The sequence below is a fragment of the Microbacterium sp. NPDC089695 genome, from assembly GCF_044749085.1.
Taxonomy (GTDB): domain Bacteria; phylum Actinomycetota; class Actinomycetes; order Actinomycetales; family Microbacteriaceae; genus Microbacterium.
The window spans coordinates 2,692,040-2,711,264 of record NZ_JBIVHG010000001.1 but is presented as its reverse complement, the minus strand read 5'-3'; the positions used below and the strand labels follow the sequence as shown (position 1 = coordinate 2,711,264).

The following is a 19,225-nucleotide window of genomic DNA, read 5'->3' as shown; positions in this document are numbered from 1 at the left end:
CGCCGCGTCGTCTCCGGAACGCGCCGCGACGCGTTTGGATAGACTGGACGACGCCCTGGGCAAGCCCACGGGCGGATTCGACGAGCGGAGAGTTATGTCCGGGCATTCCAAGTGGGCCACGACCAAGCACAAGAAGGCCGTCATCGACGCGCGTCGTGCCAAGTCGTGGGCGAAGCTCATCAAGAACATCGAGGTCGCGGCCAAGCTCGGCGGACCGGACCTCGCCGGCAACCCGACGCTGTTCGACGCCGTGCAGAAGGCGAAGAAGACCTCCGTCCCGAAGGACAACATCGACCGCGCGGTGAAGCGCGGCGCGGGCATCGGCGGCGAGGCCGTCGAGTACACCTCGATCATGTACGAAGGCTACGGGCCCAACGGCGTCGCCCTCATGATCGAGTGTCTGACCGACAACAAGAACCGCGCAGCCGCCGAGGTGCGCACGGCACTCAGCCGCAACGGCGGCACGCTGGCCGACCCCGGCAGCGTCGCGTACAACTTCAGCCGCAAGGGCGTCATCGTCGTGGGTTCGGAGGGCACGACCGAGGACGACGTCATGATGGCGGCGCTCGAGGCGGGGGCCGAGGAGATCGAGCCGCACGCCGAGGGCTTCGAGATCCTGACCGAGGCGACCGACCTCGTCGCGGTGCGCTCGGCCCTGCAGGATGCCGGCATCGACTACGAGTCCGCCGACGTCGAGTTCGTCCCGAACCTCAAGGTCGAGATCGACGCCGACACCGCTCGCAAGATCTTCCGCCTGATCGACGCGCTCGAAGACAGCGAGGACGTGCAGAACGTCTTCACGAACTTCGATCTCACCGCCGACGTGCAGGCCGAGCTCGAGAACGACGAGGACTAGGCGCGCCGACGCCGCCGGGCGCGGATCGACGAATAGCCTGGGGGAGTGACCTCCAGACCGCTCCGCGTCCTCGGCATCGACCCCGGCCTCACCCGCTGCGGCGTCGGGATCGTCGACGTCGACCGTGCGCGTCGGGGAACGCTCGTGCACGTCGGAGTGATCCGGTCGTCACCGGACGCCCCGATCGGGGAGAGGCTCGCGGTCGTCGCAGCGGGGATCCGCGACGTGCTGCAGACGCACCGCCCGGATGCCGTCGCGGTCGAGCGAGTGTTCGCGCAGCAGAACACGCACACGGTGATGGGCACGGCGCAGGCGAGCGGCGTCGCGCTCCTCCTCGCGGCCGAAGCGGGACTCCCTGCCGCGACGCACACACCGAGCGAGGTCAAGGCCGCGGTCACGGGCTACGGCTCGGCGGACAAGAAGCAGGTGCAGGCGATGATCGCTCGCATCCTGCGTCTCGACGAGCCTCCGCAGCCGGCGGACGCCGCCGACGCCCTCGCGATCGCGCTGTGCCACGCCTGGCGCCGCGGTGCGGCGACCGGGGCCACGAGTGACGCTCTGACGCCTGCCCAGCGGGCCTGGGCCGACGCCGAGCGTGTCGCTCGAACATACGTACGATCCCGCGTCTAGGCTGAGAAGATGATCTCCTCGCTGCACGGCACGGTCCTGCACAGCTCCTCCGACCATGTCGTGATCGACGTCGGCGGCGTCGGCTTCTCGGTCGCGGTGCCCGGCGACGTCGTGCACACCGCGACGGTCGGCGATCGGCTCCGGCTGCACACCAGCCTGATCGTGCGCGAGGACGCGCTGTCGTTGTACGGGTTCGCGGAGCGCGACGAGCTCGAGATCTTCGGTCTCCTGATCAGCGTCACCGGCGTCGGACCGAAGTCCGCCCTCGGCGTGCTGTCGCACCTGACCGTCGACCAGATCGCCGAAGCGGTGACCGCGGAAGACGATGCACCTTTCCGCCGCGTGTCGGGGATCGGCCCGAAGACCGCCAAGCTCATCGTGGTCCAGCTCGCCGGCAAGGTGCATCCGACCGGTCCGGTCGCGAAGGCGTCGGCCTCGTCGGGTTCCGACGTGATCGATCAGGTCACTGCTGCTCTCGTCGGCCTCGGATGGTCGGAGAAGGTCGCAGCCGAGGCCGCGGCCCAGACGGCGGCGGACGCCACGGATGCCGAGCGCGCGGCCGTCGCGCCGCTGCTGCGTCGCACGCTCGCAGCCTTGGGACCGGCACGTGTCTGAGGTTCGCGACGCCGACGAGCCGGTCGACGAGACCGAGCTCGCGATCGAAGGAGCGCTGCGCCCCACGAGTCTCGGTGACTTCGTCGGCCAGCAGAAGGTCCGCGGGCAGTTGCAGTTGCTCCTCGACGCCGCCCGCATCCAGAGCCGCCCGCCGGACCACATCCTCCTCGCGGGGCCGCCGGGACTCGGCAAGACGACCCTCGCGATGATCGTGGCGCACGAGAGCGAGCGACCGCTGCGGCTGTCGAGCGGGCCCGCGATCCAGCACGCCGGCGATCTGGCCGCGCTGCTGTCGAGTCTCGTGCCTGGGGAGGTGCTCTTCATCGACGAGATCCACCGCATGGCGCGCTCGGCCGAGGAGATGCTGTACCTCGCGATGGAGGACTTCCGCATCGACATCATGGTCGGCAAGGGCGCGGGTGCCACGAGCATCCCGCTCGAGCTCGCGCCGTTCACTCTCGTGGGCGCCACGACGCGTTCCGGACTGCTGCCCAACCCGCTGCGCGACCGTTTCGGCTTCACAGGGCACCTCGAGTTCTACGACGAGTCCGAGCTCGAACAGGTCATCGCCCGCTCGGCGCTCGTGCTGGGCGTCCCGCTGCCGGAGGACTCGCTGGCCGAGATCGCCCGGCGATCGCGAGGAACGCCCCGCATCGCGAACCGGCTGCTGCGCCGGGTGCGCGATTACGCGCTCGTGCACGGCGGAGGCGCGGCCTCGCTCGACGACGTCCGCGCGGCGTTGGAGCTGTACGACGTCGACCCGATCGGGCTGGATCGCCTCGACCGCGCCGTGCTCGACGCGCTGGTGCGCCGGTTCCGCGGAGGACCTGTCGGCCTGAGCACACTCGCGGTCGCGGTCGGCGAGGAGGCCGAGACGGTCGAGAGCGTCGTCGAGCCGTACCTCGTGCGCATCGGGTTCCTCGGACGCACGCCGCGAGGCCGAGTCGCGATGCCGGAGGCGTACCAGCATCTCGGGATGCCGCATCCCGACGGGGCGCTTCGCCTCGATGACCTATAATCACTGAAGACTTCCCCCCGATATGACTGTGCGCCCTTGCGTGGTGCGCGCTCCCTGCGAAAGGCACTCATGCCCATGGAAATCCTGCTCTTCGGCCTCCTGGCCGTCCTCGTCGTCTTCATGTTCGTCAACGGCCGCCGCCGTCAGAAGCAGATGAAGGCCGAGCAGGAGGAGAAGGCGACCAAGACGGTCCCCGGCGTCAAGGTGCTCCTGCAGGGTGGCATCTACGGCACGATCGTGGCCTACGACCACGACGACCTCGACTCGCCCGCGCTGGTCGAGATCGCGCCCGGCACGGTCATCGAGGTGCACAGCCAGGCCATCCTCCGCATCGTCGAGCCGAAGGACCTGACCGACGGCGTAGAGATCGTCGACGGCGAGGCGCCGGTCGTGGCCGAGGAGACCCCGGTCGTCGACGACGCTCCCGCCGTAGAGACGCCCGAGGAGACGCGTCGTCGTCTCGAGCGGGACTCCGACGACAAGTAAGACCCGCTCTCGCAGCGCACGGCACTCCGGCATCTCAGAAAGCTGATCTCACGTGGCCACTTCCTCCCCGGTCCGTCACGCCTGGCGGGTCCTCCTCGGACTCCTCCTGGTGACGGGCGTCCTGTTCGGCATCAACGCGCTGGGCGTCTACGTCTTCCAGAAGAGCTCGTGGGCGCCTGAGCTCGCCCTCGACCTGCAGGGCGGCACGCAGATCATCCTGAGCGCCGAGACGGAGGACGGCGCTGCGCCCTCCTCTGAGCAGCTCGACCAGGCCGCGGCGATCATCCGTCAGCGCGTCGACGCCTCCGGTGTTGCCGAGGCTGACATCACGACCGAGGGCGGACGCAACATCGTCGTCCAGATCCCCGGTGCGGCCGACGACCAGACGCGCGAGCGCATCCAGTCGAGCGCGCAGCTGCAGTTCCGCGCCGTGATCGCGACGACTGCCGGTACGAACACCTTCATCGGCGAGGACGGCAACGAGACCGCGTATCCGACCCCCGACGACTCGGTCAACGCGACCCCGACGGCACAGCCGACGGATGCGAGCGACCCGTCGTGGGTGAGTGACAAGCTCGCCGCCGAGTTCCAGGCGTACGACTGCTCGAACCCCGAGAACGACCCGTCGCGGGAGCCGGCCGACCAGCCGCTCATCGCGTGCGACCCGACGGGTCAGGCGAAGTTCATCCTCGGGCCGACCGAGCTCACCGGCACCGCCATCACGGATGCCACGGCCGGTCGCGATCCGCGCTCCGGTGCCTGGATCGTGCAGCTCACCATGAACGCCGACGGCACCGAGGCGTTCGGCGAGGTCAGCACCCGCCTCAACCAGAACCGTCTCGCGAACCTCTCGCCGCGCGATCAGTTCGCGTTCGTGCTCGACGGCTCCGTCATCAGTGCCCCGCGCATGAACGGGCAGATCCTCGACGGACGCCCCAGTATCTCCGGCGACTTCACGCAGGAGACCGCGACGACGCTGGCCGACCAGCTGAAATTCGGCGCCCTGCCTCTCAGCTTCGAGGTGCAGAGCTCCGATACGGTGTCGGCCACGCTCGGTACGCAGCAGCTGCAGATCGGTCTGATCGCGGGTCTCATCGGCCTCGCGCTCGTGGCGCTCTACTCGCTGTTCTCCTACCGCGCGCTCGGGACGGTGATCATCGCGTCGATCGCGGTGATGGCGGTCCTCACGTACATCGTGATCTGCATCCTGGCGTGGCGTCTGGGCTTCCGGCTCTCGCTCGCCGGCGTCGCGGGTCTCATCGTGTCGATCGGATTCACCGCCGACTCGTTCATCGTCTACTTCGAACGCATCAGAGACGAGCTGCGAGACGGTAAGTCCATCACGGCCGCGGTCGAAGACGGCTGGGGCCGAGCCAAGCGCACGATCTACATCTCGAAGTCGATCAACGTGCTCGCGGCCGTCGTGCTCTACATCCTCGCCGACGCCACGGTGAAGGGCTTCGCGTTCACCCTGGGACTCACGACCGTCATCGACGTGCTGATCTTCGTGATCTTCACGCACCCGGTCATGCAGATCCTCGCGCGCACGAAGTTCTTCGGAGGAGGGCACAAGCTCTCCGGACTCGATCCCGAATCGCTCGGCGCGGTGTACCGCAGCCGTTCCCAGTTCCGGGAGGTGTCCACGGCCACCGCCGGACGCGGGGCGAAGAACGCCCGTTCGCGTGGCGAGGCCGATCGCCGACAGACCATCGCGGAGCGCAAACGCGCCGAAGCACTCGCCGGTGAGAAACGCACCAGCACCGGAAGTGAGGGGGACGCGTGATGGCTTCCATGAACGAGTTCGGCAACAACCTCTACACGGGCAAGACGTCGTTCCCCTTCGTCGGGAAGCGCCGCCTGTGGTTCATCATCGCGATCGCCCTCGTGGTGGGCTCCGCCCTCGTGCCGCTGATCCGTCCGATCCAATTCTCGATCGAGTTCACCGGCGGGTCGCAGTTCACGGTGCAGGCACCCGACACGACCGACCAGCAGACGGCCACGACCGCCGTGCAGTCCGTGGTGCCGGAAGCTGCCACCAAGGTCGTCGTGGTCAACGGCGCGGACATCCGCGTGCAGACCGACCAGATGAGCTCCGCCGAGACCCAGCAGGTCTCCGCGGCTCTCGCCGACGCCTACGGCGTGGACGCCGACGCCGTGACGTCATCGTTCATCGGGCCGGCCTGGGGCGAGAACGTCACCAAGCAGTCGCTGTGGGGTCTCGCGATCTTCCTCGCCCTGACCTTCCTGATCCTCGCGATCTACTTCCGCACCTGGAAGATGTCGGCCGCGGCCATCCTCGGCCTGCTCGACGTGCTCGTGATCACGGTGGGCGTGTACGCGCTGGCGGGCTTCGAGATCTCGCCGGCGGCCGTGATCGGCTTCCTGACGATCCTCGCCTACTCGCTCTACGACACCACCGTCGTGTTCGACAAGATCCGAGAGAACACCACGGAAGACGGCGAGAAGTCGTCGCGCCTGTTCGGCGAGTCCGTCAACCTCGCGGTCAACCAGACTCTCATCCGATCGATCAACACGTCGGTCGTGGCGGCGCTCCCGGTCGGCGCGATCCTCTTCATCGGATCGTTCTGGCTCGGTGCCGAGACGCTCACCGACATCTCGCTGTCGATCTTCGTCGGCATCCTGGTGGCGACGTACTCGACGCTGTTCGTCGCGGCACCGCTGTACTCGCTGTTCCGCGAGAACGAGCCGCAGATCAAGGCTCGTGACGCCCGCGTGCGCGAGTCGCGCGAGCGCGCGTCCGTCGAGGCCTGATCGATCCCGCTCGGCGGGGCCGCACCCCGCCGAGCACGCGTAAGATGTTCTGATTCGGAGGTGAGCGGATGGCGGAACCGCAGACGACGTCGCAGGGATCGAGCCTGAGACGACTGGTTCCCCGCATCTTCTCCCGTGCGCCCCGGGTCAACGACCTGGACAACCTGCTCCGCACCGTCAGGGCCAATCATCCCAAGGGCGACATCGCCGTCATCGAGCGCGCCTACGCCGTGGCGAAGGACAAGCACGAGGGGCAGAAGCGTCAGAGCGGTGAGCCGTACATCACGCACCCGCTCGCGGTGGCGCAGATCCTCGCCGAGATGGGGCTCGGCCCGCGAGCCATCGCCGCGGCGCTGCTGCACGACACGGTCGAGGACACCGGGTACGCGCTGACCGATCTGACCGCGGAGTTCGGCGACGAGGTCGCGATGCTCGTCGACGGCGTCACGAAGCTCGACAAGGTCAAGTACGGCGAGAGCGCACAGGCCGAGACGGTCCGCAAGATGATCGTCGCGATGTCGAAGGACATCCGCGTCCTGCTCATCAAGCTCGCCGACCGCCTGCACAACGCGCGAACGTGGGGGTTCGTCCCTCCTGAGAAGGCCGCGAAGAAGGCCAAGGAGACGCTCGAGATCTACGCGCCCCTGGCGAACCGACTCGGCATCCAGGCGATCAAGTCGGAGCTCGAGGACCTCTCGTTCGCGGTGCTGCATCCGAAGATCTACAACGAGATCCACAACCTGATCGCGCAGCGCACCCCGCAGCGCGAGAAGTACCTCAGTCAGGTCGTCGAGGAGATCGACGAGGACCTGCGCGACCTCCGGATTCGCGGCAAGGTCGTCGGGCGTCCCAAGCAGCTGTACTCGGTGTACCAGAAGATGGTCGTGCGCGGTCGCGAGTTCGACGACATCTACGACCTGATCGGGATCCGGGTGCTGGTCGCGTCGGTGCGCGACTGCTACGCCGTCCTCGGCGCCATCCATGCTCGCTGGACACCGCTGCCCGGCCGGTTCAAGGACTACATCGCCACGCCGAAGTTCAACCTCTACCAGTCGCTCCACACGACCGTGATCGGTCCGTCGGGGCGTACGGTCGAGATCCAGATCCGCACGCACGAGATGCATCAGCAGGCCGAGTACGGTGTGGCGGCGCACTGGATGTACAAGGAGCGGATGAACGGCGGCAAGGCCGAGGTCCGCGCCGCCGACCGCGACATGGCCTGGCTCGCGCACATCTCCGACTGGCAGGCCGAGACCGCCGACCCGGGGGAGTTCCTCGACTCGCTGCGCTTCGAGATCGGTGCCAAAGAGGTCTACGTCTTCACGCCCAAGGGACGCGTGGTCGGGCTGCCCGCCGGCGCGACGCCCGTCGACTTCGCCTACGCCGTGCACACTGAGATCGGGCATCGGACGATGGGCTCGAAGGTCAACGGCCGTCTCGTGCCGCTCGAGTCGGAGCTCAAGAGCGGCGACGTCGTCGAGGTCTTCACCTCGAAGAACCCGGATGCCGGACCGAGCCAGGACTGGCTCGGCTTCGTCAAGAGCACCCGTGCACGCAACAAGATCCGGGGCTGGTTCACGAAGGAGCGTCGAGAAGAGGCGATCGAGCAGGGCAAGGAGTCCATCGCCCGCGCGATGCGGCGCCAGAACCTGCCGCTCCAGCGCCTGATGAGCCAGGACTCGTTCGCCGAGGTCGCTCATCAGCTGCGCTATGAAGACGTCTCGGCGCTGTACGCGGCCGTCGGCGAAGGACACGTGTCCACGCAGTCGGTGCTCGAGAAGGTCACGGCTCTCGTCGCCGAGAACGACCCGACGACCGGGGCGATCGACCTTCCGGAACGACCCCCCACGCGCGAGGCGCGCGCGGGCGATTCCGGCGTCCTGGTCCGCGGCGCCTCGGACATCCTCGTGAAGCTGGCGAAGTGCTGCACCCCGGTTCCGGGCGACGACATCGTCGGATTCGTCACGCGGGGGAGCGGCGTCTCGGTGCATCGCGCCGACTGCGTCAACATCAAGGCGCTCGCGAGCGAGGAGGACCGCTTCGTCGACGTGTCGTGGGCACCCACGACGAAGAGCGTGTTCCGGGTGCAGATCCAGGTCGAGGCTCTCGACCGATCAGGGCTGCTGTCCGACGTCACACGCGTTCTCAGCGAGCATCACGTGAACATCCTCTCGGCGACCGTGAGCACCACGGATGAGCGACTGGCCCTCAGCCGCTTCGTGTTCGAGATGGGCGATGCCGTGCATCTCGACCGCGTCCTGAACGCGGTGCGCCGGATCGACGCCGTCTACGACGTCTATCGCGTCACGTCGTCCTGATCCGCAGCAGCGCCGCGCGCCCCGACACCGTGCCGGGGACGCGATGCAGGGCGTCCAGCGCCGTCACCGTGCGCGCCACGAGATCACCGTCGACGGCGGCGAGCGACGTCATCCAGTCGCGCAGGGTCGGATCGCGATGCAGCCCGAGCGCGAGGTCGGTCATGGTCCGCAGCGGTGTCGTGACCGCGATGCCGGCGATCGTCTCGACGTCCTCCTCGGGGACCGCGGAGTGGTGCACCACGATGCGCGAGGAATGCACGGCGCGGATGCGTCGGGGCACGGCTCTGCTCACGTGATGTCGGGGCGGCGGGGCGTCACCGGCGCCGTGCACCCACGCCGCTGTCGGTCCTGAGGCGGCGGTGGACGCGGGGATGACTCCGGCCAGGGTCGCCGCACGGGTCGTCGTCCCCTCGACGAGGTCTGCGGGGATGTAGGCATCGCCGATCTCGACGAGGTGCCCGTCCATGCGCGCGGCGCACAGCTCGGGAAGGGCCAGTCGTCGTCCGGGCACGTACAGAAGAGCGGGATGCATCACGCCAGTGTGGCGCAGTGCATCCCGCTCGTTCGCTGGCGACGACGGACCTGTGGAGAACGTCGTCGTGCGGGCGTCAGCCTCCGAGGGCGGTGAGCCAGGTGCGGCGCGCCTCGAGGGCGTCAGCCGCCTCCTTCGCGGCCTTCTTGTCGCCGGAGGCCTCAGCCGCGGCCAGCTCGGCCTCGAGCTTCTCGATCGCCTCGACGAGCTGCGAGCTCATGTCGTTCGCGCGCGCCTTGGTCTCGGGGTTGTTCTTCTTCCAGTCGACGTCCTCGCGGGCCTTGAGCGCCTGCTCGATGACGCGCAGACGGTCGTCGAGCGCGCGTTCCTTGTCACGCGGGAAGATGCGTCCGACCTCGTCCCACTGCCGCTGGATGCGGGTGAGCAGCGCGCGGGCGCGCTTGATGTTCGCCTCGTCGGCCACGGCCTTGGCCTCCTCGAGGAGCGCCTGGCGGGCCTCGATGCGCGGTGCGGAGTCGGCCTCCTCGGCGGCGGCCTGCTCGGCCCTGGCGGCGTAGAGCGCGTCGCCCGCGGCCTTGAACCGTGCCCACAGCGAGTCGTCGGCCTTACGCCCTGCGCGACCGGCGGCCTTCCACTCGTCGAGGAGCGTGCGGTACGCGGGGATGCCGTCGACGCCGCGCGGTGCGAGTGCCTCGGCGCGCTCGACGAGGCGCGACTTGGCATCGCGGGCGGTCTTGTGCGCCTCGTCGAGCTCGGAGTAGAACGCACGACGCGCCTTGTCGACGGTCGACCGTGCGTCGCGGAAACGCTTCCAGAGCTGCTGCGAGACGCTCTTCGACAGACGGGGTCCGGTCTGCTGCTGAGCCTGCCAGGCGTCGAACAGCTCGCCGAGCTCCGCCGTCACCTGCTTCCACTGCACCTTGGAGAGGTCGCGGGCGGCGATCGCCTCGGCGCGCTCGACGAGGGCGGTGCGCTCGGCGATGGCCTGCTCCACGAGCTCCTTGGCCTGCTGCGCCTCCTGGGCGGTGGCCTCGGACAGCGAGGAGGTGAGCGTGTTCAGGCGGTCGCGAAGCCCTGCGAGGTCGCCGACGGCTGCAGCATCCGTGGCCTCGTCGAGGAGATGACCGGCCTGCTTCACGAGATCGCTCGCCGATGCGCCTCCGGCCTGATGGCGCTGCTCGAGCGCCACCACCTTGAACGCGATGTCGTCGTACTTGCGCACGAAGTAGGCGAGCGCCTCGTCGGGCGTTCCGTCGGGATACTGCCCGACCACGCGCCAGGTCTCGCCCTCGCGCACCTCGACGGTGCCGTCGTCGGACACGCGACCCCATTCGGCCGCATCGGTGGACGGCGTCGGGATCGCTGCGGTGACCGGGGCCACGGCTGCGGGCGTCGGCAGCTTGCGCGGCATGGGCACGGCAGGCGGCGCGGGGATGGGAGGGGTCGGCTTCGGGGCGTCGGTGGCAGACACGTGATTCTCCTTGCGCGGGGGACCGCGGGAGGCGGAAAGGACGAGAGCCAGCCTAGTACGCCGGAGCGCCGGAGATGGGGTGAGGTCGACTCACTCCGTCGGGGTCTCGCTCGGGTCGGGCGCCTCCGTCGGCGCCGGAGCGTCGGTCGGCACGGGGAACTCCGAGGGCAGCGGAGCGTCGGTGGGCTCCACGCTCGGGGTGGGTTCCGGCGCCGGCGCGGTGACCTGGGCATGCACGACCTGACTCGCGACGGCGCCGCCGACGACCAGGATGCCGACGATCACGGCGATCGCGTTGTCGCGCACCCGCCGGCGGATCTGCCGCTCGTGCCACTGCGTGCGTGCCGCGTGGAGCCGTGCGCGCTCCGCCTCGGTGCGTGAGCGTCGATCGCTCCGGGACCCGCGTGCGGCCATGCCCTGCTCCCTGTTCCGACGCGGTCGGGCGCGTCGCCTGAGAGCCTACCGTCGTCTCGCCGCCCGTGCGGAACACCGCGGTGTCGGCGGCCCGCGTTAGCCTGGGGTGATGACCTCCGCCGCCGCACTGCTCTCCGGGCAGACGCCCCTCGCCGTGCGCATGCGTCCGACCTCGCTCGACGAGGTCGCGGGCCAGAAGCATCTGCTCCGCGCGGGATCGCCGATCGTCGCTTTGGCCGATCCGGCGGCCTCGTCGCCGGGCGCCGTGTCGATCATCCTGTGGGGGCCGCCCGGCACGGGCAAGACCACGCTCGCCCAGGCGATCGCCCGGTCCTCCGGGCGACGCTTCGTCGAGCTCTCCGCGATCACGGCGGGCGTCAAGGACGTGCGGGAGGTCATGCAGGAGGCGATCACGCAGCGCGACCTGTACGGCCAGACGACGATCCTCTTCCTCGACGAGATCCACCGGTTCACGAAGGCGCAGCAGGACGCGCTTCTGCCCGGTGTCGAGAACGGCTGGGTGATCCTCATCGCCGCGACGACCGAGAATCCCTCGTTCTCCGTCATCTCACCGCTCCTGTCGCGCTCGCTGCTGCTCACCCTGCAGCCGCTCACCGACGACGACATCGGCGTCCTGGTCGACCGGGCCGTGTCCGACGCGCGGGGTCTCAACGGCGCTGTCACGCTCGCCGACGACGCGCGCGCGGCGTTGATCCGCCTCGCGTCCGGCGATGCGCGTCGTGCGCTCACCGGGCTGGAGGCGGCGGCCTCGGTCGCTCTGTCGCACGCATCGTCCGACGAGACGGCCGACGACGTCGAGAGCGACGGCGGCGCCGTGCCGGCCGTGAGCGCCGACGACGTCGCCCAGGCGGTCGACAAGGCACTGCTGCGCTACGACCGGCAGGGAGACGAGCACTACGACGTCATCAGCGCGTTCATCAAGTCGATCCGCGGCTCCGATCCCGACGCCGCGCTGCACTACCTCGCACGCATGATCGAAGCGGGGGAGGACCCGCGGTTCATCGCCCGCCGACTCGTGATCTCGGCCTCGGAGGACGTGGGCCTCGCCGACCCGCAGGCGCTGTCGATCGCGGTCGCAGCCGCCGACGCGGTCGCGTTCATCGGCATGCCGGAGGGGCGCATCCCACTCGCCGAGGCCACGGTGTACCTCGCGACCACCGCGAAGTCGAACGCGGCCTACAGCGGCATCGACGCCGCGATCGCCGACATCCGCGCCGGAGGTTTCGGGCGCGTGCCGCTGCACCTGCGCGACGCGCACTACCCCGGAGCGAAGCGGCTCGGCCACGGCAAGGGTTATGTCTACCCGCACGACAGCGAGTTCGGCATCCTGCCGCAGCAGTACCTGCCCGATGAGCTCCGCGGCCGCCGGTACTACGAGCCGAAAAACCTCGGGGCCGAGCGCGACATCTCCGCGCGTCTCGAACGCATCCGCCGCATCCTCGACGGCCGCTGACCGCGGCGCCCGGTGAGACGGAGGCTCACGGAAGTGGGAGCTCCTGCCCGTTCCATTCGATGTCCCGGGTCGTCGCGGCGGTGAGCGTGATGCGATGCCGGAGCGCGGTCAGGGCGAAACGGGCGACGAGCAGCGCGTAGGCGACCGACGGCATCGGGTCATCCGCGGCATGCACGACGTCGCGGATGCTCCGGTCGCGTCCTCTCCGACGGAACAGGTTCAGCACCCGGATCTGCGCGGGCGCTCCGGGGAGCGCCGGCGAGGTCGAGCGCTCGATCGGATGCTCAGCCGAGAACAGCGCGCCGAGATCGGCATCCGCGACGCAGTGGACGCCGCTGGTGACGCGGGGATTGCACTCGATGACGGCGATGCGGTCGTCTGCGACGATCGCGTCGAACGAGATGTGCCCGGAGTAATGGAGCCCCGCCACCGCACGCTCGATCGCCTCCTGGAATCGCGGATCATGCGCCGGCAGGAACGCGGTCAGGACCTGGAAGGGCGCGGCCCCGGCATCCGCGTACTGCACGGAGGCGATGACCCGTCCCTCGTGGGCGAAGGCATAGGCGCAGTGCAGGCGTCCCTCCACGAACTCCTGCGCGACCCAGTCGTCGGCGCACTGATCGAATGCGATATCGGTCCGCACACGACCCGTCTCCGGGAGCAGGAGCCGCACCTGCACGCCGAACCGCGAGAAGCGCCGCTTGAGCACCAGCGGACCGCGCCGATCGCGGTCCAGCAGTGCGCCGAGATCCCGGGCGTCGTGGATGAGCTCGGTCGCGGGGACGGGAACGCCGAGTCGGCCGAGGACCTCCATGGCCCGGTGCTTGTCGTGCAGCGCGGAGATGTCCTCGAACGATCCTGCCGCGATGCGCACCCCGGGGCAGCGCCGCCGCAACCAGTCCGCTCCGCGCGCCACGAAGTAGGTCTCCTCGCAGGTGGGCACGACGAGGTCGATGCCGTGCGTGTCGATCGTCGTCGCGAGGTCGTCCAGGAAGCCGAGGAAATGGAACCGGGCCGAACGGATGCGGGTGCTGCCGCGCGCATGTCGCGACCAGGCGGCGGGGTTCACCGAGACCGACTCCGCGACGTGCACCTCGTGCCCGTGGCGGCCGAGATTGCGCACGATCTCCAGGGCGACGAGTGAGCGGCCGCCCAGTACGAGCACGCGCATCACAGCCCTCGGCGCATCATCATGGGGACGACCACTCGCTCGGCGAGCGCGGCGAAGCCGCGCACCAGCGCGGCACGCCATCGCGGAACGCCGTCGAGCGCGATCATGCGGTATTCGATGTGGTTCCTCGCGCCGCGGCTCTTCTTGAACTCCCCGGCGCCCGCGCTGCTGTGGAAGACCAGACCGAGGTCGCGCGCCTTGTCCTGCAGGCGGATGGACAGGATGCGGTAGAGCCCGTCGTCCCGCGGGCGGTCGAGGTCGTAGCCGAGCACCGGTGTGGTGAGGATCCCGTTCACCGCGATGTGCCCGATGACCCCGGCCGCGTCCTCGCCGTCGCGGGCGAGCACCTCGTACTCCACGATCCCGGCGGCCCGCGTCCGAGCCATGAACCGTGCGGTGAGCTGGGGGTTGTGAGGCGAGTACTTCTCGACGTACAACCGGCGGTAGAGGTCGGCGGCACGCACCGGTTCGTCGACGTCGTCATCGGAACCGGAGTCGCGGAACCGGTACTCCGATGTCGCGGCGAGCCGACGCTCTCTGCGGAGGACGTGCTCGACACGGCTGCCGAGCCCCTCGTACTCGTCCTGCACCCAGATGCTGCGGCTGAACAGCGGTGTGTAACCGAGATCGCGCATCCGCGCGTGCAACGCGCCCGTCGTGTGCTCGTTGATCGAGTTCCAGACGATGTGGCGCCCGCGGAAACGGGCGTTCACCGCGGTCGTGACGGCCTCGACGGCATCGGGTTCGAGTGCGGGGTAGAGGTTCGTCGACAGCAGCCAGTTGTTGATGTAGACGGCATCGTCGATGCGGGCGGCCCGCAGCATCGCCGCGAGGGGCAGGAGCGCGACGGCGGCGAGGCGTTGGAGGATCGGCGATCGCAGTTCGCGCAGCTCCGCGCGCGCGTACGAGATGTAGTGCGCGTACATCGACGAGGTGTAGGCGGTGTTCTCGGCCGCGCGCGCATCCGGCACGAAGAGCGGGAGCACGATCGCATCGTCGATGACGATCGCCAGCATGGTGCCCCGGGCGTTCGAGATAGACGCCGCCAGGCCGTCATCGGCGAGGAGCCGGATGTAGGCGGCCGCCGTGCGTGCGTCCGGGTGTGCGAATCGCGAGGGATCGAGGGCACCGTGCTCCTCGATGCGAACGCTGACGACCTCGGGCACGGGGGCATCCTATCTCCCGACTGTCGCTGCGACCGGCCGTTCCGCGGCCGCCGGCGTCGATCTGTTAGACTTGATAGGCTCGAAACCGAGTTTTCGGGCATCTCCTCGTTCACACAACACCTTGCTGGCGCCCCGGCGTGCGCTCCAAGGCAGGACGCGGTGATACGTCCGCGAGTCGCGAAAGACGCGACCGCGTCATCGGAAGGACAGCTTCGTGACCACGAAGTCCCAGGACCGCCGCAAGGTCCGTCTCAGCCGCGCCCTCGGCGTGGCCCTCACCCCTAAGGCCGCCCGCTACCTCGAGAAGCGTCCCTACGCTCCGGGCGAGCACGGCCGCACCAAGCGCAAGGCCGACAGCGACTACGCCGTCCGTCTGCGCGAGAAGCAGCGTCTTCGCGAGCAGTACGGCATCCGCGAGAAGCAGATGCGCAACACGTTCAACGAGGCCCGTCGTCAGGACGGCCTGACCGGTGAGAACCTCGTCGAGCTCCTCGAGATGCGTCTCGACGCCCTCGTGCTGCGTTCGGGCTTCGCCCGCACCACCGCGCAGGCCCGCCAGCTCGTCGTGCACCGTCACATCCTCGTCGACGGCCAGCTCGTCGACCGCCCGTCGTTCCGCGTGAAGCCGGGTCAGCTCATCCACGTCAAGGCCAAGAGCGAGGGCACCGAGCCCTTCCAGGTCGCAGCGGCCGGCGGTCACGCCGAGGTCCTGCCTCCCGTTCCGGGCTACCTCGAGGTCGAGCTCGACAAGCTCCAGGCCCGCCTGGTCCGTCGCCCGAAGCGCGCCGAGGTCCCCGTGACCTGTGAAGTGCAGCTCGTCGTCGAGTACTACGCGGCTCGCTGAGCATCGCTTTTCCAGCAGAGGGCGTCGGGGCAACCCGACGCCCTCTGTCGTTTCCGCCTACGATGGAGAGACCGCGCCTCCGCGGTCCAAGACGAGGATGACGACATGAAGAACGTGCTGTGGTTCCTGATCGGCGTGATCGGCGGCTTCGTCGCGGCGCACTTCATGAACAAGGACCCGCGCGGTCACGACATCCTCGCCGAGGTCGACGCCAGGATCAACGAGTTCACGGGGATCATCGGCGACGCCTACCGCGAGCAGCAGGCCCGGCTCACCGAGCCCGCGGACGACTGACGACGGGGCCCACGCGCCCCGTGACAGCCCGCATCACCCGACACCGTACGCAAGGACACCCGGCACACCCATGAACACTGCGGAGATCGCGCAGCGCTACCTCGACTACTTCGAGAAGAACGACCACCTCATCGTCCCGTCGTCCTCGCTCGTGAGCGACGACCCCTCGCTCCTCTTCACGGTCGCGGGAATGGTCCCGATGATCCCGTACCTCACCGGTGTCGTCCCCGCTCCGCATCCGCGCATCGCCGACGTGCAGAAGTGCATCCGCACGAACGACATCGAGGAGGTCGGTCGTACCGCCCGCCACGGCACGTTCTTCCAGATGCTCGGCAACTGGTCTTTCGGCGACTACTTCAAAGAGGGCGCGATCCGCTACGCCTGGGAGCTCCTGACGAGCTCCGAGTCCGACGGCGGACTCGGATTCGACGAGAAGGACCTCTGGGTCACGGTGTACGAGACCGATGACGAGGCCGAGGCCATCTGGCGCGACATCATCGGGCTGAAGCCCGAGCGCATCCAGCGGCTCGGCCGCGCCGACAACTACTGGAACACGGGTCAGCCGGGGCCCGGCGGACCCGACTCCGAGATCTTCTTCGACCGCGGTCCGGCCTACGGCGCCGACGGTGGTCCGGCGGCCGACGACACGCGATTCCTGGAGATCTGGAACCTCGTGTTTATGCAGGACTTCATCGAGAACATCCGCGGTAAGACGGAGTTCGACATCGTCGGCGAGCTGCCGATGAAGAACATCGACACCGGTATGGGGCTCGAGCGTGTCGCGTTCCTCAAGCAGGGCGTCGAGAACATGTACGAGATCGATCAGGTGCGCCCGGTGCTCGACCGCGCGGTCGAGCTCTCCGGTCGGCGCTACGGCGCCGTCCACGAGGACGACGTCCGCTTCCGCGTGATCGCCGACCACGTCCGATCCTCGCTCATGCTGCTCTCCGACGGCGTGCGCCCGTCGAATGAGGGTCGCGGCTACATCCTCCGTCGGCTCATGCGCCGCACCGTGCGGGCGATGCGCCTCCTCGGAGTCGACGAGCCGGCGTTCCCCGAGCTGTTCGCCGCGTCGCGCGACGCGATGAAGTCCGCCTATCCGGTGCTCGAGACCGAGTGGTCGACACTCTCCTCCGCAGCTTTCGCGGAAGAGGAGACCTTCCGTCGCACGCTCGCTCAGGGGTCGACGATCCTCGACCTCGCGCTCGACGACACCAAGAAGAGCGGATCAGCGGCGCTCAGCGGTCGCGAGGCGTTCCTGCTGCACGACACCTACGGTTTCCCGATCGACCTCACGCTCGAGGTCGCCGAAGAGGCCGGGCTCGAGGTCGATCGCGCCGCGTTCGACGAGCTCATGAAGGCGCAGCGGGATCGCGCGAAGGCCGACGCCCGCAACCGGAAGCGCCAGATCGCCGACGTCTCCGTGTACCGCGAGCTCCGCGCACTCGGCGAGACCGGTTTCGACGGCTACTCCGAGCTCGAGGTCGACTCTCGCGTGCTCGGGATCCTCGTCGACGGCCAGGTCGTGCGCAGCGCCACCGAGGGGCAGATCGCCGAGATCGTGCTCGCCGAGACGACGCTGTACGCCGAGTCGGGCGGACAGGTCGCCGACAAGGGCGTCATCGTCGGTCCGGGCTTCGAACTCGAGGTGCTCGACGTGCAGAAGCCCGTGCCCGGGCTCATCAGCCACACGGTCGAGGTCACCCGAGGTTCGGTCGCGGTCGACGATGCCGCCACGACGGTCGTCGACGCCGCGAACCGCCGCGCCGCTCGTCAGGCGCACTCGGCGACGCACCTCGTGCACGCCGCGCTGCGCGACACGCTCGGCCCGACCGCCACGCAGTCGGGTTCGCTGAACCGTGCGGGGTACATGCGCTTCGACTTCGCGTGGTCGCAGGCGCTGTCGGGCGAGACGCGCACCGAGATCGAGGAGATCACGAACCGCGCCGTGAACGACGCGCTCGAGGTCACAACCCGCATCCTCACGCTCGATGAGGCCAAGGAAGCCGGCGCCATGGCGCTGTTCGGCGAGAAGTACGGCGACGTCGTGCGCATGGTCGACATCGGCGGACCCTGGTCTCGCGAGCTGTGCGCCGGCACGCATGTGAGCACGAGTTCTGAGATCGGGCTCGTCAGCGTCGTCGGGGAATCGTCGGTCGGCGCCTCCAACCGGCGCATCGAGGCACTGGTGGGTCAGGACGCGTTCCGCGAGCTCGCGGCAGAGCGTGCTCTCGTGTCGCAGCTCACGTCGTCGTTGAAGACGCCCCGCGACCAGCTCGCCGAGCGCATCGCAGATCTGTCGTCGAGCCTGAAGGCCGCGGAGAAGCGCATCGCGCAGTTCGAGGCCAAGGAGCGCGCCGGACAGGTTCCGGCGATCGCCGATGCCGCGACGCGCGTCGGCGCCTTCCGTGTGGCCGCGCAGCCTCTCGGCGACGTCGCCTCCGCAGACGACCTGCGCGATCTCGTGCTCGGTGTACGTGACCGCCTCGGCAGCGACCCGGCTGTCGTGGCGCTGGGCGCCGTGGTCAACGGCCGCCCGGTCGTCGTCGTCGCGACGAACGACGCGGCCCGCAGCGCCGGCGCCAAGGCCGGTGCGCTCGCGAAGCGCGCCGCATCCGTGCTCGGCGGCGGCGGAGGCGGACGCGATGACGTCGCACAGGGTGGGGGCACGGATGCCGCGGCTCTGCCTGCCGCGCTCGACGCCATCGCCCAGGAGCTGCAGGCAGCGTGACCGGCTTCCGCCGCGGGGTGCGGCTCGGGATAGATGTCGGCAGGGCGCGGATCGGCGTCTCCCGGAGCGATCCCGACGGCATGCTCGCGGTCCCGGTCGAGACCGTGCCCCGGGACGATGCCGCGATCGCCCGGATCACGGCGATCGCCGCGGAGTACGAGCCCCTCGAGATCGTGGTCGGGCTGCCCGTGAACCTGCAGGGCGTCGACACCGCTTCGACCGTGGACGCGCGGGATTTCGCGGCCGCGATCCTGGCGGCGAACGGCACCCCGGTGCGCCTGGTCGACGAGCGTCTGAGCACGGTCACCGCACACGCCGCGCTGCGATCTTCGGGGAGAACCCAGAAGAACTCTCGTAGCATTGTGGATCAGGTCGCCGCTGTGGTGCTGCTGCAGCAGGCGATAGACATGGAGAAGAGCACGGGAAACCCGCCCGGCTCCACGATTCCGCTCGACGAGGAGTCCCCCTGACG

At 69.1% G+C, this 19,225-nt stretch carries 18 protein-coding genes; 13 read left to right on the top strand and 5 right to left on the bottom strand.

Features of this window, described 5'->3' with window-relative positions:
• Positions 1–94: 94 nt before the first annotated feature.
• The 8 genes from ACIPYT_RS13050 to ACIPYT_RS13015 all read left to right on the top strand — a co-directional run bounded on the left by ACIPYT_RS13050 (position 95) and on the right by ACIPYT_RS13015 (position 8,695).
• Positions 95–856 (top strand): YebC/PmpR family DNA-binding transcriptional regulator, encoded by a 762-nt coding sequence (locus tag ACIPYT_RS13050; RefSeq protein WP_401074674.1) that lies wholly within the window; start codon positions 95–97, stop codon positions 854–856.
• 45 nt (positions 857–901) lie between these two features.
• Complete coding sequence (gene ruvC / locus ACIPYT_RS13045; RefSeq protein ID WP_401074672.1) at positions 902–1,486, top strand: crossover junction endodeoxyribonuclease RuvC; 585 nt, start codon at positions 902–904, stop codon at positions 1,484–1,486.
• Positions 1,487–1,495: 9 nt separating this feature from the next.
• Entirely contained in the window at positions 1,496–2,101 is a 606-nt protein-coding gene (gene ruvA, locus ACIPYT_RS13040) for a Holliday junction branch migration protein RuvA (protein WP_401074669.1), read from the top strand.
• On the top strand, positions 2,094–3,119 hold the full coding sequence (gene ruvB / locus ACIPYT_RS13035; RefSeq protein WP_401074666.1) for a Holliday junction branch migration DNA helicase RuvB: 1,026 nt from the start codon (positions 2,094–2,096) through the stop codon (positions 3,117–3,119). Before ruvA ends, ruvB begins: the two co-directional genes overlap by 8 nt.
• 75 nt (positions 3,120–3,194) lie before the next feature.
• Positions 3,195–3,605, top strand: coding sequence for a preprotein translocase subunit YajC (gene yajC / locus ACIPYT_RS13030; RefSeq protein ID WP_401074664.1), 411 nt, complete (start codon positions 3,195–3,197; stop codon positions 3,603–3,605).
• A 52-nt stretch (positions 3,606–3,657) separates the two neighbouring features.
• Positions 3,658–5,388 carry a protein translocase subunit SecD gene (secD, locus tag ACIPYT_RS13025; protein ID WP_401074661.1) on the top strand — a complete coding sequence of 577 codons (1,731 nt, stop codon included), beginning with the start codon at positions 3,658–3,660 and terminating at the stop codon, positions 5,386–5,388.
• A complete protein-coding gene (gene secF, locus ACIPYT_RS13020; protein WP_401074659.1) occupies positions 5,388–6,377 on the top strand; it encodes a protein translocase subunit SecF in 990 nt (329 codons plus the stop codon). The genes secD and secF overlap by 1 nt, the downstream gene beginning before the upstream one ends.
• A gap of 68 nt (positions 6,378–6,445) precedes the next feature.
• A complete protein-coding gene (locus tag ACIPYT_RS13015; protein ID WP_401074656.1) occupies positions 6,446–8,695 on the top strand; it encodes a RelA/SpoT family protein in 2,250 nt (749 codons plus the stop codon).
• Here ACIPYT_RS13015 and ACIPYT_RS13010 read toward each other — a convergent pair.
• The 3 genes from ACIPYT_RS13010 to ACIPYT_RS13000 all read right to left on the bottom strand — a co-directional run bounded on the left by ACIPYT_RS13010 (position 8,682) and on the right by ACIPYT_RS13000 (position 11,073).
• Complete coding sequence (locus ACIPYT_RS13010) at positions 8,682–9,227, bottom strand: type IV toxin-antitoxin system AbiEi family antitoxin (RefSeq protein WP_401074654.1); 546 nt, start codon at positions 9,225–9,227, stop codon at positions 8,682–8,684. The genes ACIPYT_RS13015 and ACIPYT_RS13010 overlap by 14 nt on opposite strands.
• 76 nt (positions 9,228–9,303) lie before the next feature.
• Positions 9,304–10,599 (bottom strand): DUF349 domain-containing protein, encoded by a 1,296-nt coding sequence (locus ACIPYT_RS13005; RefSeq protein ID WP_401074851.1) that lies wholly within the window; start codon positions 10,597–10,599, stop codon positions 9,304–9,306.
• A 150-nt stretch (positions 10,600–10,749) separates the two neighbouring features.
• Complete coding sequence (locus tag ACIPYT_RS13000) at positions 10,750–11,073, bottom strand: hypothetical protein (protein ID WP_401074651.1); 324 nt, start codon at positions 11,071–11,073, stop codon at positions 10,750–10,752.
• A 109-nt stretch (positions 11,074–11,182) separates the two neighbouring features.
• Here ACIPYT_RS13000 and ACIPYT_RS12995 point away from each other — a divergent pair, with 109 nt between their 5' ends.
• Positions 11,183–12,547: a replication-associated recombination protein A gene (locus ACIPYT_RS12995; protein ID WP_401074649.1), complete on the top strand. Its 1,365-nt coding sequence runs from the start codon at positions 11,183–11,185 to the stop codon at positions 12,545–12,547.
• Between the two features lie 25 nt (positions 12,548–12,572).
• Here ACIPYT_RS12995 and ACIPYT_RS12990 read toward each other — a convergent pair whose 3' ends face one another.
• Together ACIPYT_RS12990 and ACIPYT_RS12985 are read right to left on the bottom strand one after the other, a co-directional pair.
• A complete protein-coding gene (locus ACIPYT_RS12990) occupies positions 12,573–13,718 on the bottom strand; it encodes an ATP-grasp domain-containing protein (RefSeq protein WP_401074646.1) in 1,146 nt (381 codons plus the stop codon).
• Positions 13,718–14,884: a GNAT family N-acetyltransferase gene (locus ACIPYT_RS12985; protein ID WP_401074643.1), complete on the bottom strand. Its 1,167-nt coding sequence runs from the start codon at positions 14,882–14,884 to the stop codon at positions 13,718–13,720. Before ACIPYT_RS12985 ends, ACIPYT_RS12990 begins: the two co-directional genes overlap by 1 nt.
• 214 nt (positions 14,885–15,098) lie before the next feature.
• Here ACIPYT_RS12985 and rpsD point away from each other — a divergent pair, with 214 nt between their 5' ends.
• The 4 genes from rpsD (at position 15,099) to ruvX (ending at position 19,223) form a co-directional block, all read left to right on the top strand.
• Positions 15,099–15,728: a 30S ribosomal protein S4 gene (gene rpsD, locus ACIPYT_RS12980; RefSeq protein WP_096716119.1), complete on the top strand. Its 630-nt coding sequence runs from the start codon at positions 15,099–15,101 to the stop codon at positions 15,726–15,728.
• A gap of 105 nt (positions 15,729–15,833) precedes the next feature.
• Positions 15,834–16,022, top strand: coding sequence for a hypothetical protein (locus tag ACIPYT_RS12975; RefSeq protein WP_401074639.1), 189 nt, complete (start codon positions 15,834–15,836; stop codon positions 16,020–16,022).
• A 70-nt stretch (positions 16,023–16,092) separates the two neighbouring features.
• Positions 16,093–18,753 (top strand): alanine--tRNA ligase, encoded by a 2,661-nt coding sequence (gene alaS / locus ACIPYT_RS12970; RefSeq protein WP_401074637.1) that lies wholly within the window; start codon positions 16,093–16,095, stop codon positions 18,751–18,753.
• Positions 18,750–19,223: a Holliday junction resolvase RuvX gene (gene ruvX, locus ACIPYT_RS12965; RefSeq protein WP_401074635.1), complete on the top strand. Its 474-nt coding sequence runs from the start codon at positions 18,750–18,752 to the stop codon at positions 19,221–19,223. Before alaS ends, ruvX begins: the two co-directional genes overlap by 4 nt.
• Positions 19,224–19,225: the final 2 nt, after the last annotated feature.

Excerpts from the sequence above, each read along its gene's own strand:
- ACIPYT_RS13050 (WP_401074674.1), top strand. The coding sequence starts at position 95 with ATGTCCGGGCATTCCAAGTGGGCCACGACCAAGCACAAGAAGGCCGTC.
- ruvA (WP_401074669.1), top strand. The coding sequence starts at position 1,496 with ATGATCTCCTCGCTGCACGGCACGGTCCTGCACAGCTCCTCCGACCAT.
- yajC (WP_401074664.1), top strand. The coding sequence starts at position 3,195 with ATGGAAATCCTGCTCTTCGGCCTCCTGGCCGTCCTCGTCGTCTTCATG.
- secF (WP_401074659.1), top strand. The coding sequence starts at position 5,388 with ATGGCTTCCATGAACGAGTTCGGCAACAACCTCTACACGGGCAAGACG.
- ACIPYT_RS13015 (WP_401074656.1), top strand. The coding sequence starts at position 6,446 with ATGGCGGAACCGCAGACGACGTCGCAGGGATCGAGCCTGAGACGACTG.
- ACIPYT_RS13010 (WP_401074654.1), bottom strand. The coding sequence starts at position 9,227 with ATGCATCCCGCTCTTCTGTACGTGCCCGGACGACGACTGGCCCTTCCC.
- ACIPYT_RS13005 (WP_401074851.1), bottom strand. The coding sequence starts at position 10,599 with ATGCCGCGCAAGCTGCCGACGCCCGCAGCCGTGGCCCCGGTCACCGCA.
- ACIPYT_RS13000 (WP_401074651.1), bottom strand. The coding sequence starts at position 11,073 with ATGGCCGCACGCGGGTCCCGGAGCGATCGACGCTCACGCACCGAGGCG.
- ACIPYT_RS12995 (WP_401074649.1), top strand. The coding sequence starts at position 11,183 with ATGACCTCCGCCGCCGCACTGCTCTCCGGGCAGACGCCCCTCGCCGTG.
- ACIPYT_RS12990 (WP_401074646.1), bottom strand. The coding sequence starts at position 13,718 with ATGCGCGTGCTCGTACTGGGCGGCCGCTCACTCGTCGCCCTGGAGATC.
- ACIPYT_RS12975 (WP_401074639.1), top strand. The coding sequence starts at position 15,834 with ATGAAGAACGTGCTGTGGTTCCTGATCGGCGTGATCGGCGGCTTCGTC.
- alaS (WP_401074637.1), top strand. The coding sequence starts at position 16,093 with ATGAACACTGCGGAGATCGCGCAGCGCTACCTCGACTACTTCGAGAAG.